12 protein-coding genes are annotated in these 15,383 nt (G+C 73.0%); 5 read left to right on the top strand and 7 right to left on the bottom strand.

Features of this window, described 5'->3' with window-relative positions; translation table 11 throughout:
* From JNW98_RS07390 to JNW98_RS07380, 3 genes are all read right to left on the bottom strand, one after another.
* Positions 1-1,213, bottom strand: a 1,213-nt coding sequence (locus tag JNW98_RS07390; RefSeq protein ID WP_223767275.1) for a sensor histidine kinase, incomplete at its 3' end; no start/stop codon positions are given.
* On the bottom strand, positions 1,210-2,031 hold the full coding sequence (locus JNW98_RS07385; RefSeq protein WP_223767274.1) for a response regulator transcription factor: 822 nt from the start codon (positions 2,029-2,031) through the stop codon (positions 1,210-1,212). The genes JNW98_RS07390 and JNW98_RS07385, both read right to left, overlap by 4 nt.
* Before the next feature lie 136 nt (positions 2,032-2,167).
* Complete coding sequence (locus JNW98_RS07380) at positions 2,168-3,499, bottom strand: S1C family serine protease (RefSeq protein WP_223767273.1); 1,332 nt, start codon at positions 3,497-3,499, stop codon at positions 2,168-2,170.
* Between the two features lie 395 nt (positions 3,500-3,894).
* Here JNW98_RS07380 and JNW98_RS07375 point away from each other — a divergent pair, with 395 nt between their 5' ends.
* Entirely contained in the window at positions 3,895-5,124 is a 1,230-nt protein-coding gene (locus JNW98_RS07375) for an ARMT1-like domain-containing protein (RefSeq protein WP_223767272.1), read from the top strand.
* 179 nt (positions 5,125-5,303) lie between these two features.
* On the opposite strand, the gene JNW98_RS07370 is transcribed toward JNW98_RS07375, so the two are convergent.
* Positions 5,304-6,332: a LacI family DNA-binding transcriptional regulator gene (locus JNW98_RS07370; protein ID WP_223767271.1), complete on the bottom strand. Its 1,029-nt coding sequence runs from the start codon at positions 6,330-6,332 to the stop codon at positions 5,304-5,306.
* Between the two features lie 24 nt (positions 6,333-6,356).
* Complete coding sequence (locus JNW98_RS07365; protein WP_223767270.1) at positions 6,357-7,160, bottom strand: response regulator transcription factor; 804 nt, start codon at positions 7,158-7,160, stop codon at positions 6,357-6,359.
* 271 nt (positions 7,161-7,431) lie between these two features.
* Here JNW98_RS07365 and JNW98_RS07360 point away from each other — a divergent pair, with 271 nt between their 5' ends.
* Positions 7,432-8,283: an alpha/beta hydrolase gene (locus JNW98_RS07360; protein ID WP_263420510.1), complete on the top strand. Its 852-nt coding sequence runs from the start codon at positions 7,432-7,434 to the stop codon at positions 8,281-8,283.
* 233 nt (positions 8,284-8,516) lie between these two features.
* Here the strand turns inward: JNW98_RS07360 and JNW98_RS07355 are convergent, their stop codons facing one another.
* Together JNW98_RS07355 and JNW98_RS07350 are read right to left on the bottom strand one after the other, a co-directional pair.
* Complete coding sequence (locus JNW98_RS07355) at positions 8,517-10,412, bottom strand: ABC transporter ATP-binding protein (RefSeq protein WP_223767281.1); 1,896 nt, start codon at positions 10,410-10,412, stop codon at positions 8,517-8,519.
* A gap of 182 nt (positions 10,413-10,594) precedes the next feature.
* Positions 10,595-12,328: an ABC transporter ATP-binding protein gene (locus JNW98_RS07350; RefSeq protein WP_223767269.1), complete on the bottom strand. Its 1,734-nt coding sequence runs from the start codon at positions 12,326-12,328 to the stop codon at positions 10,595-10,597.
* A 273-nt stretch (positions 12,329-12,601) separates the two neighbouring features.
* Between JNW98_RS07350 and JNW98_RS07345 the strand changes: the two genes are divergently transcribed.
* The 3 genes from JNW98_RS07345 (at position 12,602) to JNW98_RS07335 (ending at position 15,207) form a co-directional block, all read left to right on the top strand.
* The gene (locus tag JNW98_RS07345; protein ID WP_223767280.1) at positions 12,602-12,862 is read left to right on the top strand and encodes a MoaD/ThiS family protein; all 261 of its coding nucleotides are present in this window, start codon (positions 12,602-12,604) and stop codon (positions 12,860-12,862) included.
* Between the two features lie 21 nt (positions 12,863-12,883).
* The gene (locus JNW98_RS07340) at positions 12,884-14,314 is read left to right on the top strand and encodes a hypothetical protein (protein WP_223767268.1); all 1,431 of its coding nucleotides are present in this window, start codon (positions 12,884-12,886) and stop codon (positions 14,312-14,314) included.
* Between the two features lie 188 nt (positions 14,315-14,502).
* Positions 14,503-15,207, top strand: coding sequence for an LmeA family phospholipid-binding protein (locus JNW98_RS07335; RefSeq protein WP_223767267.1), 705 nt, complete (start codon positions 14,503-14,505; stop codon positions 15,205-15,207).
* Positions 15,208-15,383 lie beyond the last annotated feature (176 nt).

Here is a 15,383-nt window from a genome sequence, read left to right as displayed (position 1 = left end):
ACCGGTCGAAGACGTGCGGGAGTTCCTCGGCCGGGATGCCCGGGCCGTGGTCGCGGACGGTGAGCTCGCCGCCGGACAGCCGGACCTCGATCTCCCCGCCGGGCGGGCTGAACTTCACCGCGTTGTCCAGCAGGTTGACGATCGCGCGCTCCAGCGCGGGCGCCTCGGCGCGGACGTACCAGGGGTCGAGCGCGGCCGTCACCGTGAGCCCCGTGGCGCGCAACCGGGCGCGTTCGACGGCCCGCGCCGCCGCCTCGTGCAGTCCGACGACCTGGACCGGGGCCGCGCCCGGGGCGCTGTCGGGACGGGAGAGCTCCTGGAGGTCGCCGATGAGGTCGGCCAGTTCGGTCATCTGCGCCTTGACGCTGCCGAGCAGCGCCTTGCGGTCCTCGGGCGGGATGGCCCGGCCGGTCTCCTCGCTGCGGACGAGCAGGTCGATGTTGGTGCGCAGGGAGGTGAGCGGGGTGCGCAGCTCGTGACCCGCGTCGGCGATGAGCTGCTGCTGGCGGTCCCGGGAGGAGGCGAGCGCGGCCGTCATGGAGTTGAAGGAGCGGGAGAGCCGCGCGATCTCGTCCTCGCCCTCGGCGGGGATGCGGACGGCCAAATCCTCGGTGCGGGCGATGTGTTCGACCGCGCCGGTGAGCTGGTCCACCGGGCGGAGCGCCGCGCGGGCGATGACGAGACCGATGGCCGCCGCGCCGAGGACACCGATGCCGGCGGTGACGACGAGGACGATGGCGAGCGCGTTCATGGGCCGGTCGATGTCGCTCACGGGCTGGGCGATCATCACGGCGATCCCGGGCGTCACCCGGGAGGTGGCGACGCGCATCTCGGTGCCGTCGTCGGCCCGCGCGTCGTGCAGGGTGTCGTCCAGCCGCCCGGTGGCGACGGCCAGGTCCTCGACCCCGACGCGGACCGGGGACCGGCCGAGCTGGGTGCAGGCGACGCCGTCGGCCGTGACGGCCTGGATCGTGTACGGGGACGGGGAGACGAGCTTGTCGGGGACGCGGGTGCCGCACCGGTCGAGCAGCCCCTGGACGTAGTCGTCGGCGACCTTCTGCCGGGTCAGCGTGGTGTCCCGCTGCTGTTCGAGCTGCTCCTTGGTCAGTATCCAGCAGGCTCCGGCGGCCACCGCGACGGCGACGGCGACGGCCGCGGCCGTGAGGAGGGCGAGCCGGGAGCGGAGGGGGAGCCGGCGGAAACGCTTGATCATTCGACGCCGTCCGCCCGTTCCGCGCCGTGCGCCCTTGCGGCGCCGTGGGCCCTCACAGCGTCGTCCGCCTTCACGGCGTCGTCCGCCCGGAGGACGTAGCCGACGCCGCGCACGGTGTGGACGAGGCGCGGTTCGCCGCCCGCCTCGGTCTTGCGCCGCAGGTACATCACGTAGACGTCCAGGGAGTTGGACGACGGCTCGAACTCGAAGCCCCAGACGTGCTTGAGGATCTGCTCCCGCGTGAGCACCTGGCGGGGGTGGGCGAGGAAGAGCTCCAGGAGGGTGAACTCGGTGCGGGTCAGCTCCACATGGCGGGCACCGCGGGCGACCTCCCGTGTGGCGAGGTCCATGCGCAGGTCGGCGAAGGTGAGGACGTGCGTCTCCTCGGGCGCGGCGGGGGCGGTGTACGCGCTGCGGCGCAGCAGGGCGCGGATGCGGGCGAACAGCTCGTCGAGTTCGAACGGCTTGACGAGGTAGTCGTCCGCGCCGGCGTCGAGGCCGGTGACGCGGTCGCCGACGGTGTCGCGGGCGGTGAGCATGAGGATGGGCGTGGTGACGCCGGCGGCGCGCAGCCGGCGGGCGGCGGTGAGGCCGTCCATGCGGGGCATGAGCACGTCGAGAACGATCAGTTCGGGCTCGTACGCCGTGACCTTGGCGAGCGCGTCCAGGCCGTCGACGGCCAGTTCGGTGCCGTAGCCCTCGAAGGCGAGGCTGCGGCGCAGCGCCTCCCGGACGGCGGGCTCGTCGTCGACGACCAGGATGCGGGTGGGCGCGGCGGCGTGCGCGGTCGTGGACGCGGACGGGTCGGCGGAGCTCATCGACGTTCCTCACGTGTTCTTTCGGCGGGCGCCCGGGCATCTCCCGGCACCCGTCCCGGCTCGGCGGTCACCTCGGCGGCCGGCGGCCGGCGGCCGGTCTGTCGGCACCTCAGCTTCCCACGCTGTGCGGCGCGGCTCAGTCGCCGCTGCCGCCCGCGCGGAGACCGGCCAGATCGGCCTTGACGTCGTTGACCGGGATGGCGAAGCCGAGGCCGACGCTGCCCGCGGAGTCGGACGATCCGCCGCCGCCACCGGAACCGGGCGCGAACATGGCCGAGTTGATGCCCACGATCTCGCCGTTCATGTTGATGAGCGCGCCGCCGGAGTTGCCCGGGTTGAGGGAGGCGTCGGTCTGGATCGCCTTGTAGGTGGTCTTGGACGAGCCGGTGTCGCCGTTGTACTGCTCGCCGCCGAACTCGAACGGCCACTGGGGGCCGTTGCCGCGCTGCCGCCCGCCGCCCTGGCCGCCGCCCTGCTCCTTGGGGACGGTGACCTCGCGGTTGAGAGCGGAAACGATCCCGCTGGTGACGGTGCCGGTCAGGCCCTCGGGCGAGCCGATGGCGACGACCTGGTCGCCGACCTGGAGCTTGCCGGAGTCGCCCAGCTTGGCGGGCTTGAGCCCGTTCGCTCCGTCGATCTTGAGGAGGGCGAGGTCCTTGCCGGGGTCGGTGCCGACGACCTTGGCGTTCTTGGTCGTGCCGTCGTGCAGGGTGACCTGGACGGTGTCCGCGCCGGCGACGACGTGGTTGTTGGTGATCACTTCGCCGTTCGCGCTGACGATCACGCCGGAGCCGGTGGACCGGCCGCCGGAGGTGGCCGCCTTGATCTCCACGATGCTGGGGCTGACGGCCTGCGCGACGGCGGTGACGCCCGCGCTGCGGCTGGCCGCGTTCTGCACCGGGGTCGGTCGGCCGGGGTCGTCGCCGCCACCCGTCAGCCCCGAGACCAGCGCGGCGGATCCGCCGCCGACCAGGGCGGCGACGAGGGCGCAGGTCGCGATGAGGGTACGGGCGCTCCGGCGCCGGCGGTGTGGCTCGGGGGACGGAGCGGGGGTGCCGAATCCGGCGTAGCCGCCGGGGCCGAGGGGGCCGGCGGGGGCTGCGGGGCCTGCGGGGTCTGCGAGTCCTATGAGGTCTGCCGGACCGGCCGGACCGCCGGGGCCGCCGCCCGGGCCGGCGCGGTGCACGCCGGTGGCGTACGTGCCGGCGGGGTACGGGCCGGTGACGTCCATGTCGGCGGAATGGGCGCCCGCGGGGTGAGCGCCGGAGGGGTGTGCTTCGGCGGAGTGGGCGCCGGACCCGTAGGGGCCGCTCCCGTAAGGGTCGTGCCCGTGGGTGCCGCCGGGCCAGACCGTGGAGCCGTCCGGCGTGCTCACCGGGCCCTGGGGCGGGTGAACCGGCGGGGCGGGGTAGGCGCGGGGGGACTCAGGATGCTGGTGACCGCTCGGGCGGGGGTTCTCCGTCGTCATATGTATGACTGTCCTCCCTGTTCATGAGAACAGTCTGAGTGAGCGCTGAGAAGCTCGCCAGAAGGGTGTGCGGTCCGGATAAAGGCCCGAGGCACGGGCGGGGGCGCGGGTGGGGCGCGGGTGGGTCGCAGGTGGCGCGGCGGGCCGCCGGATTCGGCCGGGACGGCATGGGGCGGCATGGGACGGCGCGACGGCGACCCCGAGCGCCCCTGACAGGGTTCCCTCATGGGCCGAACGGGCGATACGGCGCTTTCCGCCGGGCATCCTGATGTTGCGGAGGGGCAGGACGGCTCCGGGAGCACAGGGCCGGGCCGCTCCCCGATCTCCCTCCGCCCACCCACACGGCGTTCCCGGCAGCACCCACGTGCGCCCGAAGCATTCAAGGAGCGAGGACGATGACGGCGATGACGACGACACCGACGGACGCGAACGGCACGGCCCCCGCCTACGGCATCGCCGACCCCGGCGAGTACGGCTGGGGGGTGTTCCACGAACGGCACCCCGCCCTCGTCCGGCGGCTGTGCGAGGGCAATCCGTACGGGCCGGAGCAGCGCGCCCGCCTGGAGGCCCTGCTGGACGAGTCGCGCACGGGCAGGGTCCGGCCGCCGACGCCGGAGACGGCCGCGGTCGCTCCGTGGGCGGCCCGGGACCGGCGCCGGTTCGGCCGGCCGTGGAGCGAGGCACCGTTCCTGTGGGCGGAGAGCTACTTCTACCTACGCCTGCTGGAGTGCGTCGATTACTTCTCCCCCGGCCCGTGGCAGGGCGTCGACCCGTTCGCGCCCATGAAGAGCGCCGAGCTGGCGGACCCCGGGCTGGAGTCCGACACCGCCTGGCTCGACGGACTCGCCGGCACGCCGCCCGACGAGGCGTTCCGCGCCCTGGTCCTGGCCTCCCTCTACGGCAACCGCGCCGACCTCGGGTTCCGGCTGGTGCGGGCGGTCACCGACCCTGCGGACGGTGACGCCCCGGACGGTACGGACGGCTCCGGCGTCCCCCTCCTCGCGGACGACGTCGAGGCGCTCTGGAGACACGTCAGCCGGCGCCCGCCGGGCGACGTCCACCTGGTCCTCGACAACGCGGGCCGGGAGCTGCTCGCCGACCTCCTCCTCGCGGACCACCTGCTGACGACCGGGCGCACGGCGTCCGTGGTCCTGCACGTCAAACCGCGGCCGTACTACGTCTCCGACGCCACGGCCTCGGACGTCCGGGACTGTCTGGTGCGCATGGCCGCCTTCCGGAACGAGGCGGGGGCGGCGGCCCGGCGCCTGCGGGACGCCGCCGCGACGGGCCGGCTCCGGCAGACCACCCACGCCTTCCACTGCTCGCCCCTCGGCTTCGACAGCATGCCCGCCGACCTCCGCGCCGCCCTCGCCCCGGCCGCCCTGTGGGTGGTCAAGGGCGACCTCAACTACCGGCGGCTGGTGGGCGACCGCGCCTGGCCCGCGGACCTTCCGTTCGCGGACGCCGTGGCCGGTGTGCCGGGTTCGCTCGTCGCGCTGCGCACCCTGAAGTCCGAGGTGGCCGTGGGGCTTCCGAAGGAGACGGTCGACCGGCTGGACGCCGCGCGGCCGACGTGGCGCACGGACGGTTCGCAGGCCCTCGTCCAGGCACGGCTGCGGCCGTGAACGGGACGAGCGCGGGGCGTCGGGGGCACCGGCGACCGCGGGAACGCCGACTGCCCTGGCGACAGCGGGGGCGACAGAAGCCGCAGAAGCAGCGAAGGCAGGAAAGATCGGGACGGAAGTGGTGGCGCGGCCTGCGATGGCCGCGCACCCGGTGCCGGGGCCCCGGAGGAGGAGGTTCCCTACTCCCCGCCGCACCCGCACGACCGCCGGACGACCAGCGCCGAGGGGAACTGCTTCAGCCGCTCCCGCCGGGTCCCCGCGAACCGCAGGCCGTCGTCCAGCACCAGGTCGACGGCCGAGCGGGCCATCGCCTGCCGGTCGGAGGCCACGGTGGTCAGCGGCGGGTCGGTGAGCGCCGCCTCCTTGACGTCGTCGAAGCCGGCGACGGCCAGCTCGCCGGGGACGTCGATGCGCAGCTCCCGGGCCGCGCGCAGCACGCCGATGGCCTGGTCGTCGGTGGCGCAGACGACGGCGGGCGGGCGGTCCGGGCCGGACAGCAGGTCCAGGGCCACCTTGTAGGCGTCATAGCGGTTGTAGGGGGCGTGGAAGAGCCGGCCCTCGGTGGACTTGCCGGCCTCGCGCATGGCCCGGCGCCAGCCCTCGACGTGGTCGGTGACCGGGTCGCCGACGGCCGGGGTGTGCTCGGTGCCGCCGAGGCAGGCGACGTAGGGGTGGCCGTGCTCCAGGAGGTGGCGGGTGGCGAGCTGGGCGCCGCCGATGTCGTCCGTCACCACGGCGACGTCGTCGATCGCGTCGGGGCGGCGGTGCATGAGGACCACGCGGGCGTCCCACGCGTCGATCTCTATGGCGGCGTGCTCGCTCGGGCCCTGGCTGATCAGGATGAGGCCGGAGACCCGCATGCCCAGGAAGGCCCGCAGGTAGTGCACTTCGCGTTCGTCGAGGTAGTCGGAGTTCCCGACCAGGACCATCTTGCCGCGCTCGGCCGCGGCCTGTTCGACCGCGTGCGCCATCTCCGCGAAGAAGGGCTGGCGGGCGTCCGGGACGATCAGGCCTATGAGGTCCGTGCGGCGGGAGGCCATCGCCTGGGCCACCCGGTCCGGCCGGTAGCCGAGCTCCTTGATCGCGGCCAGCACCCGCTCCCGCGTCGCCGGTGCCACCGGGCGCGGTCCGTTGTTGATGACATAGCTGACCACCGCGGTGGATGTCCCCGCCAGTCTCGCCACATCGTCCCGCGTCACCTTGGCCACGCGCGGCAGTCTACGCGGGTCCACCTACCGTTTGGCCGGTCGCGGACTCTTTGTTCGGCCGGGGGCCGGCGGCTCCGCGGCGGGGGTCCGGGCCGGCGGCTCCGCCACCCGTTCGGCCGTCGGCGCGGGAGCGTCCGTCTTCTCGTTCTTGTCCGGTTTCTCCGGCAGCACGAACCGGTAGCCGACGTTGCGGACGGTCCCGATCAGCGACTCGTGCTCGGGCCCCAGCTTCGCCCGCAGCCGCCGCACGTGGACGTCCACGGTCCGGGTGCCGCCGAAGTAGTCGTACCCCCACACCTCCTGGAGGAGCTGCGCCCGGGTGAAGACCCGGCCCGGATGCTGGGCCAGGTACTTCAGCAGCTCGAACTCCTTGAAGGTGAGGTCCAGCACCTGCCCCTTGAGCTTGGCGCTGTACGTCGCCTCGTCCACGGACAGGTCGCCGGTGCGGATCTCCATGGGGCTGTCGTCCGTGGAGATCTGCTGCCGGCCCATGGCCAGCCGCAGCCGGGCCTCCACCTCGGCGGGGCCCGCGGTGTCGAGGAGGACGTCGTCCACGCCCCAGTCGGCGGTGACGGCGGCCAGGCCGCCCTCGGTGACGACGAGGAGCAGCGGGCAGCCGGGGCCGGTGGAGCGCAGCAGCTGGCAGAGGCTGCGGATGTGCGGGAGGTCCCGCCGGCCGTCGATCAGTATGACGTCGGCCCCCGGCACGTCCACGAGCGCGGGGCCCTCGGCGGGGGCGACGCGGACGCTGTGCAGCAGCAGCCCGAGCGCGGGCAGCACCTCGGCGGAGGGCTGGAGGGCGTTGGTCAGCAGCAGGAGGGAGCTCATCGACGGTCACCCGCCCCGTTGTCCGTCCTCTCCCCCGGCCTGCCGGCAGTGCTGCCGTTCCTGTCGTGCGCGCTTCGCTCGCCCATGGCGTCGGTTCCTCCTCGGTCCCTGCGACGGGGGTACCACCCAGGCGTGGTGCTGGGGGAGTGTGCGGGTGCGCGCCCGGAAGCACGCGTGCGCCCGGTCGTCCGCGGGGCGCGCACGTCCGAATGCACAAAAGGACCCGGGGGCGACTCTGCCCGGATCCTCTCTGCGCAGCAGAATAGCCCACATGACTTTCCCGGGCGCCGACGACTTTGCCCGACCTTGTGTTTCGTCGATCACTTCGGGTGGTCATCGCATCGTCCTCTTGACAGCCGACGGCGTGCGGGTGGAGGCCGCCCACCAGCCCGGACCGCCCCCGTCCGGGAAGGGCCCGCGGCCCCCGGCCGTCGTGCTCGCGCACGGCTTCACGGGAGCACTCGACCGGCCCGCCCTGCGCCGGGCGGCCGCGGTGTTCGCCCAGCACACGGCCGTGATCACGTTCTCCTTCCGGGGACACGGCCGTTCGGGTGGTCACTCCACCGTCGGCGACCGGGAGGTCCTGGACCTGGCCGCGGCCGTCGGCTGGGCCCGCCGGCTGGGCTACGAGCGGGTGGCGACGGTCGGCTTCTCGATGGGCGGCTCGGTGGCACTGCGCCACGGTGGCCTGTACCTCCCGGATACCGGCCGAGAGCACGAGGGGCGCACGGGGGCACACGCCGACATGGTCGTGTCCGTGAGCGCGCCCGCCCGCTGGTTCTACCGGGGAACGGCCCCCATGCGGCGGCTGCACTGGGCGGTGACCCGCCCCGCCGGGCGCGCGGTGGCCCGCTGGGCGCTGCGCACCCGGGTGCACTCCGCCGAGTGGGATCCGGTGCCGGTGTCGCCGGTGGCGGCGGTGCGGCTGATCGGGCCTCGGCGGGTTCTGATCGTGCACGGCGATCGGGATGCTTACTTTCCGCTGGAGCACGGGCGGGCGCTCGCGGCGGCCGGGGATCCGGCGGCCACGGAGCTGTGGATCGAGCGGGGGTTCGGGCACGCGGAGTCGGCTGCGCCGGTGCCGTTGCTGCGGCGGATCGCCCGGTGGGTGGTCGGGGAGTAGGAGGCCCCAGCCCCGCCCTTTCACCGTTTCTCGCGGGGGCGAGCCCCCGCACCCCCGAAGCACCCTGCGGGCTCCCCCAGAGGGGGCACCCCCAGTCCTCAAACGCCGGACCGGCTATATCAGCCCGTTGGGGGCGCCCCCTCTGGGGGAGTTTGAGGACGAGCGGCGCAGCCGCGACAAGCGGGGTCTGGGGCACAGCCCCAGGAAACGGCGAAGGGGAGGGACCGGGCCCCCTACGCCTCCTCCGCCACCGGCTGCGCGAACTGCGCCGCGTAAAGCCGCGCGTAAGCGCCGTCCGCCGCCAGCAGCGACTCGTGGTCGCCCTGTTCCACGATGCGCCCGGACTCCATCACGAGGATCACGTCCGCGTCGCGGATGGTCGACAGCCGGTGGGCGATCACGAAGCTGGTGCGGCCGGAGCGCAGTTCGGCCATGGCCTGCTGGATGAGCACCTCGGTGCGGGTGTCCACCGAGCTGGTGGCCTCGTCGAGGATGAGGATCTCCGGCTCGGCGAGGAAGGCCCGGGCGATGGTGATCAGCTGCTTCTCGCCGACGCTGACGTTGCCGCCCTCCTCGTCGATCACCGTGTCGTAGCCGTCGGGCAGGGTGCGGACGAAGCGGTCGACGTGGGTGGCCTTGGCGGCCTCGACGATGCGCTCCTCGGAGGCCCCGTCGGCGCCGTAGGCGATGTTGTCGGCGATGGTGCCGCCGAACAGCCAGGTGTCCTGGAGGACCATGCCGATGTGGGAGCGCAGTTCCTCGCGGGAGAGGGTGGCGACGTCGGTGCCGTCAAGCGTGATGCGGCCGCCGTTCACCTCGTAGAAGCGCATCAGCAGGTTGACCAGGGTGGTCTTGCCGGCGCCCGTGGGGCCGACGATGGCGACGGTCTGGCCGGGGCGGACGGTCAGCGAGAGGTCCTCGATGAGCGGCTTGTCCGGCTCGTAGCGGAAGGAGACGTTCTCGAAGGCGACCTCGCCGCGGACCCGGCCGAGCGTCCGCTCGTCGGCGTCCGGGGACTGCTCCTCGGCGTCGAGGAGTTCGAAGACGCGCTCGGCGGAGGCGACGCCGGACTGGACAAGGTTGGCCATGGAGGCGACCTGCGTCAGGGGCTGACTGAACTGGCGCGAGTACTGGACGAACGCCTGGACGTCACCGATCGACAGCGAGCCGCTCGCCACCCGCAGGCCGCCGACGACGGCGACGAGCACGTAGTTGAGGTTTCCGACGAACATCATCGCCGGCTGGATGACGCCGGATATGAACTGCGCCTTGAAACCCGCCCGGTAAAGCTCCTCGTTCTCCTTGCGGAAAGTCGCCGCGGACTCCTCCTGCCGGCCGAAGACCTTCACCAGCGAGTGGCCCGTGTACATCTCCTCGATATGCGCGTTGAGCCGGCCCGTGGACGCCCATTGGGCGACGAACTGCGGCTGTGCGCGTTTGCCGACGGCGGCGGCGACGTACACCGAGACGGGGACGGTGATCAGTGCGACGAGGGCCAGCAGCCAGGAGATCCAGAACATCACCGCGAGCACGCCGACCATGGTCAGCAGCGAGGCCATCATCTGGCTCAGGGTCTGCTGGAAGGTCTGGGCGATGTTGTCGATGTCGTTGGTGGCCCGGGAGAGGATCTCGCCGCGCTGCTGCTTGTCGAAGTAGCTCAGCGGCAGCCGGCCCAGTTTCTCCTCGACGTCCTGGCGCAGCCGGAAGACGGTGCGCTGGATGGCGGCGGTGACCACCCGTGCCTGGACGAGGCCGAAGACGGACGCGGCGACGTAGATCAGCAGCACCCACAGGAGCACGCTGCCGACGGCGCCGAAGTCGATGCCCTGGCCGGGGGTGAAGTCGACGCCGGACAGGACGTCCGCGATGTTGCCGTGGCCGTTGTGGCGCAGGGATTCGAGGGTCTGGGCCTTGGTGGTGCCCGCCTCCATCTGCTGCCCGACGACGCCGGCGAAGATCAGGTCGGTGGCGTGGCCGAGGACCTTGGGGCCGGCCACCGTGAGCGCGACGCTCGCCAGGCCGAGCAGCAGCACGGCCCAGAGCATGGGCTTCTCGGGGCCCATGCGAGCGAGCAGGCGCCGGCTGGAACCCTTGAAGTCGGCGGACTTCTCGGTCGGCTGGCCGCCCATGAAACGGGCTATGCCGGACGCGGGCGCGGGCCCCCGCCGGGCCGGGGCCCCCTTCCCGGACGGTGTGCCGGACGACGTGCCGGATGACGTCTCGGGCTGCTGCCCGGACGGGTCGTCCGGCTGCTGCCCGGACGGCTTCCCCGGTCCGGCGGCAGTCGCCGGGCCGGACTTCGCCGGAGTGCTCACGCGGCCTCCTCCTCGGTGAGCTGGGACAGCACGATCTCCCGGTAGGTCTCGTTCGAGGCCATCAGCTCGGTGTGGGTTCCGGTGCCGACGACGCGGCCCTCGTCCAGGACGACGATCCGGTCGGCGTCGCGGATGGTGGAGACGCGCTGGGCCACGACGAGGACGGTGGCGTCCCCGGTCTCCCGGGAGAGCGCCGCCCGCAGCCGGGCGTCGGTGGCGTAGTCGAGCGCGGAGAAGGAGTCGTCGAACAGGTAGATCTCGGGCTTGCGGACCAGGGCGCGGGCGATGGCCAGGCGCTGGCGCTGGCCACCGGAGACGTTGGACCCGCCCTGGGCGATGGGCGCTTCGAGCCCGTCCTCCATCGCCTCGACGAACTCCCGCGCCTGGGCGGTCTCCAGCGCCGCCCACAGCTCCTCGTCGGTCGCGTCCGGCCGGCCGTAGCGGAGGTTGGAGGCGACCGTGCCGGAGAAGAGGTAGGGCTTCTGCGGGACCAGGCCCACGGTGCGGGCGATGAGGGCGGGTTCGGCCTCGCGCACGTCGACGCCGCCGATCAGCACCTCGCCCTCGGTGGCGTCGAAGAGCCGGGGTATGAGCCCCAGCAGCGTGGACTTGCCGCTGCCGGTGGAGCCGATGACGGCGGTGATCTCGCCGGGGCGCGCGTCGAGGGAAACGTTCCTGAGCACGGGCTCCTCGGCGCCCGGGTAGCGGAAGCCGACGTCACGCAGTTCGAGGTGTCCGTGCCCGCGCAGCTCGGTGACGGGCGCGGCGGGCGGCACCACGCTGGACTCGGTGGACAGGACCTCGTGGATCCGCTCGGCGCAGACCTCGGCGCGCGGCACCATCATGAACATGAAGGTGGCCATCATGATCGCCATCAGGATCTGCATCAGGTAGCTGAGGAACGCGGTGAGGGCGCCGATCTCCATGTCGCCGCCGTCGATGCGGTGCCCGCCGAACCACAGCACGGCCACCGAGGCCACGTTCACGATCAGCATCACGGCCGGGAACATGACGGCCGCCAGCCGGCCGGAGCGCAGCGAGACGTCCATCAGCGCGGTGTTGGCCTCCTGGAAGCGCTCGCGCTCGTGCCGGTCACGGACGAACGCGCGGATGACGCGGATGCCGGCGATCTGCTCGCGGAGGACGCGGTTGACGGTGTCGATCCGCTCCTGGACGTCCTTGAACACCGGGCGCAGCCGCCGGACGATCAGCGTGACGACGACGCCGAGCACGGGCACGATGGCCAGCAACAGCCCGGACAGCGGCACATCCTGCTTGAGGGCCATCAGGATGCCGCCGACGCACATGATGGGCGCGGCCACCATCAGCGTGAACGACATCAGGACCAGCATCTGGACCTGCTGGACGTCGTTGGTGGTGCGCGTGATCAGGGAGGGCGCCCCGAACCTGCCCACCTCCCGGGCGGAGAAGGACTGCACCCGGTCGAAGACGGCCTCGCGCAGGTCCCGGCCGACGGCCATGGCGATCCGCGCGCCGACGTAGACCGCGCCGAGCGAGCAGACGAGCTGGACGAGCGCGACCGCGGCCATCACCCCGCCGGTGGTGAGGATGTAGCCGGTATCGCCCTTCACCACACCCTTGTCGATGATGTCGGCATTGAGCGTGGGCAGATAGAGCGTCGCGAGTGTTTGCACGAGCTGAAGGAGCACCACCAGCGCCAAGGGGCGGGAGTAGCTCTTCAGACGAGCTCGGAGTAGGCGTACCAGCACACGAGAAGCCTATGCGAACGCCGTTCGTCCGATCCCCTGGTTTTTTTCCGGGTTTCCACGTCCCGTCCCGGACGGAATCCTCCGGGATTCCCTCCGGGTTCTCCCGGGGATTCCGTCCGGATTTCGCGACCGGGGGCCGGGGGCGGGCCTGTACCCGTCATCATGGAGGCGGAAGAAGCGGCGACGACGCAGCCGACACAGGAACCGAAACGTGAAAGCGGGGTGGCCGTGGCGATCGCGGACACGGCACGACCGGGGCCGCCGGACCGGACGGTGCCGACGGGCACGATCCGGTACTGGGCCGCGGCGAAGGCCGCCGCCGGCACGGCCGAGGAGCCCTACGCGGCTCCGACGCTCGCCGACGCGCTGGCCGCCGCCCGGGAGCGGCATGCGGGACAGCCGGAGTTCACGCGGGTCCTCGCGCGCTGCTCCTTCCTCGTGGACGGCGATCCGGTCGGCACCCGCGCGCACACCACGGTCCAGCTGGCCGAGGGCGGCACGGTCGAAGTGCTCCCGCCCTTCGCAGGAGGGTGACACCGGCACGATGAGGGCACGATGAGCGACCAGTACCACGACCCGTACCAGCAGCCGCAGGACCCGTACGCCGGGTATGACGGAAACCCCGGATATGACGGCGCCGCCGGGTATGACGGCAACGCCGGGTATGACGGGCACGCCGGACGCGACGGGCACGGCCAGTACCAGGGCGGCGCCCCCGGGCACCAGGGCGGCACCGGCCACGGCGGCTACGCCGGTTACGACCCGCACGCCGGCGACGGCACGGCGGGCGGTGGCGCGGCGAGCGGCGGCGCATACGGCTACGGCTACCCCCAGCAGCAGCCGCACCAGCAGCAGCATCAGCAACCGCAGGCACACCAGCAGCCGCAGCAGGCCCATCCGCAGCAGCAGGGCGGGGCGGCCTGGCCCACGGCCGGCGGGCAGCAGAACTGGGCGCCCGTCGACGACCAGCCGACGCAGACCTGGCAGGCGCAGACCTGGGACACGCAGGCCTGGCAGCAGCAGCTGCCGGTGGCGGAGCCGTCGTACGGGACGCAGACCTCCCCGCGGCCGCCCGCCCAGCCGTCCGCGCAGTCCCCCGCACACTCCCCCGCCTGGGCCGGCGCCCCGGACCCGGCGGCGGACGCCGCGGCCTGGCCGCCGCACCAGCGGTCCGCGCCGGAGGCGGTGCCCGCCGCGGTGCCGGCCGTCGTCGAGGAGCCCGAGCGGCCGATGACGGCCGCCGAGAAGGCGAAGGCGGAGGGCCGGCCGCAGATCCTGTCGCCCGGCTTCCGCCCCGCGCTGTTGACGGCCGTCCTGGCCGCCCTGGTGGCGGTCGCCGCGCCGCTGGGCCAGGCGGCCCTGGTCGTCCCGGTCGTGCTGCTCCAGGCGGTGACCGCGGCGGGCTGGTTCCGGCTCAACGGGATGTGGCCCGCCCGCCAGGGCATCGCGCTGGCGTTCCTGGGCGGCCTGGTCGCCGACGCCGGGCTGCTGGCCGTCAAGGCCGAGCGGGCCCCCACGGTGCTGCTCGGCACACTGGGCGTCTGGCTGCTGCTGGTGGTCATGCTCCAACTGCGCAGCCACGCCTCGCCGGACGAGCGGCTGTACGGGCTGACGACGGCCGGCGGTTCGAGCGTCCTCGCCGTCCTCGCGGCCGGCCACCTGGCCGCGGACCGCGACGCGGTAGTGGTCGGCGGCATCGCGGTGGCCGCGACGGTCCTGGCGCGGGCGCTGCCGCTGCCGTCGATGGCCGCCCCGGTCGTCGCGCTGCTCGCGGCGGCGGGCGCCGGCGTGCTCGGCGGGCAGCTGACACACACCGGGGGCTCCGCGGCCCTGCTGGGTCTCGCGGCCGGCGTCTGCGCGCTGGCCGGCCTGCGGGTGGCGAGCTACGACTACCCGTCGCGCTTCGTGCACATGACCGCAGGCGTCGCCCTGCCGCTGGCGCTCGCCGCGCCGGCGGTCTACGTGGTGGGCCGCGCGCTCTTCTGACGCGGTACGAATGACGCGGTACGAGCGGCCGGCGGGCCGTGTGTCCCGTCACGGTGGGCCGTCCCCGGAGAACCGGGGGCGGCCCTTCGCCGTCCTCCTGGGCGTCAGGACCACATCGGCCCTGAGGACCGGCTGGGTAGGCTCACCGGACGGCAAGGCCCGAACCGACCCTGGGGGAACGTCACCCGATGCGCGCCATACGCACCCTGCTGATCATCGTCGTGATCCTGGGCGGCCTCTTCGTCGCCGCCGACCGTGTGGCGGTCTGGTACGTGGAGGACGAGGCCGCCGACAAGATACGCAGCAGCCAGAACATGTCGGGCAAGCCCGACGTCTCCATCAAGGGCTTCCCGTTCCTCACCCAGGTCGCGGACTCCAAGCTGGACGAGGTCGAGGTCTCGCTCGACGGCGGGGTGACGGCCGGGACGGGCGACAAGTCGATCCGGGTCAGTGACTTCGACGCGACCCTGCACGGCGTCCGCATCGACAGCAGCTTCAGCTCCGCGGTCGCCGACCGGGCCTCCGGCACCGCCCACATCTCGTACGAGGACCTGAGCCGCATCGCCGGGCAGGGCATCACCGTCGGCTACGGCGGCAAGGACGCGTCCGGCACCAGCCGGGTCAAGGTGACCGGCAGCATCCCGCTCCCGATGGGTGTGGTGAAGCGGAGCGTGGTGTCCACGGTGAGCCTGGTGGGGGACACGCGAGTGCGGGTGCACGCGGAGAAGGTGCCTTCCGATCTGCCGGGGCTGGAGGGGCTGATCCGGTCGAAGACGGATTTCGAGCGGGAGATCACGGGGCTGCCGCGGGGCATCAAGCTCGAGAAGGTCGAGACGAATGAGAAGGGTGTGGAGATCACGCTGGGTGGGACAGGGGTCCGGCTGGCCGGGTGAGGCGCGCCCCGGTCCCACCCCTTCGCCGATTCCTGGGGGCTCCGCCCCCAGACCCCCGAAAGCGGCTGCACCGCTTGTCCTCAATCGCCGGACGGGCTGGAAGTGAGACGTTTCGTCTCACATATCGACACGCCGGTGACACCCCTCCCGCCCGGTCCCTACGATCGCACCATGAG

It is taken from the genome of Streptomyces huiliensis, assembly GCF_020037025.1.
Classification (GTDB): domain Bacteria; phylum Actinomycetota; class Actinomycetes; order Streptomycetales; family Streptomycetaceae; genus Streptomyces; species Streptomyces huiliensis.
The sequence above is the reverse complement of the archived record's forward strand: the minus strand, read 5'-3'. Positions and strand labels throughout refer to the sequence as shown.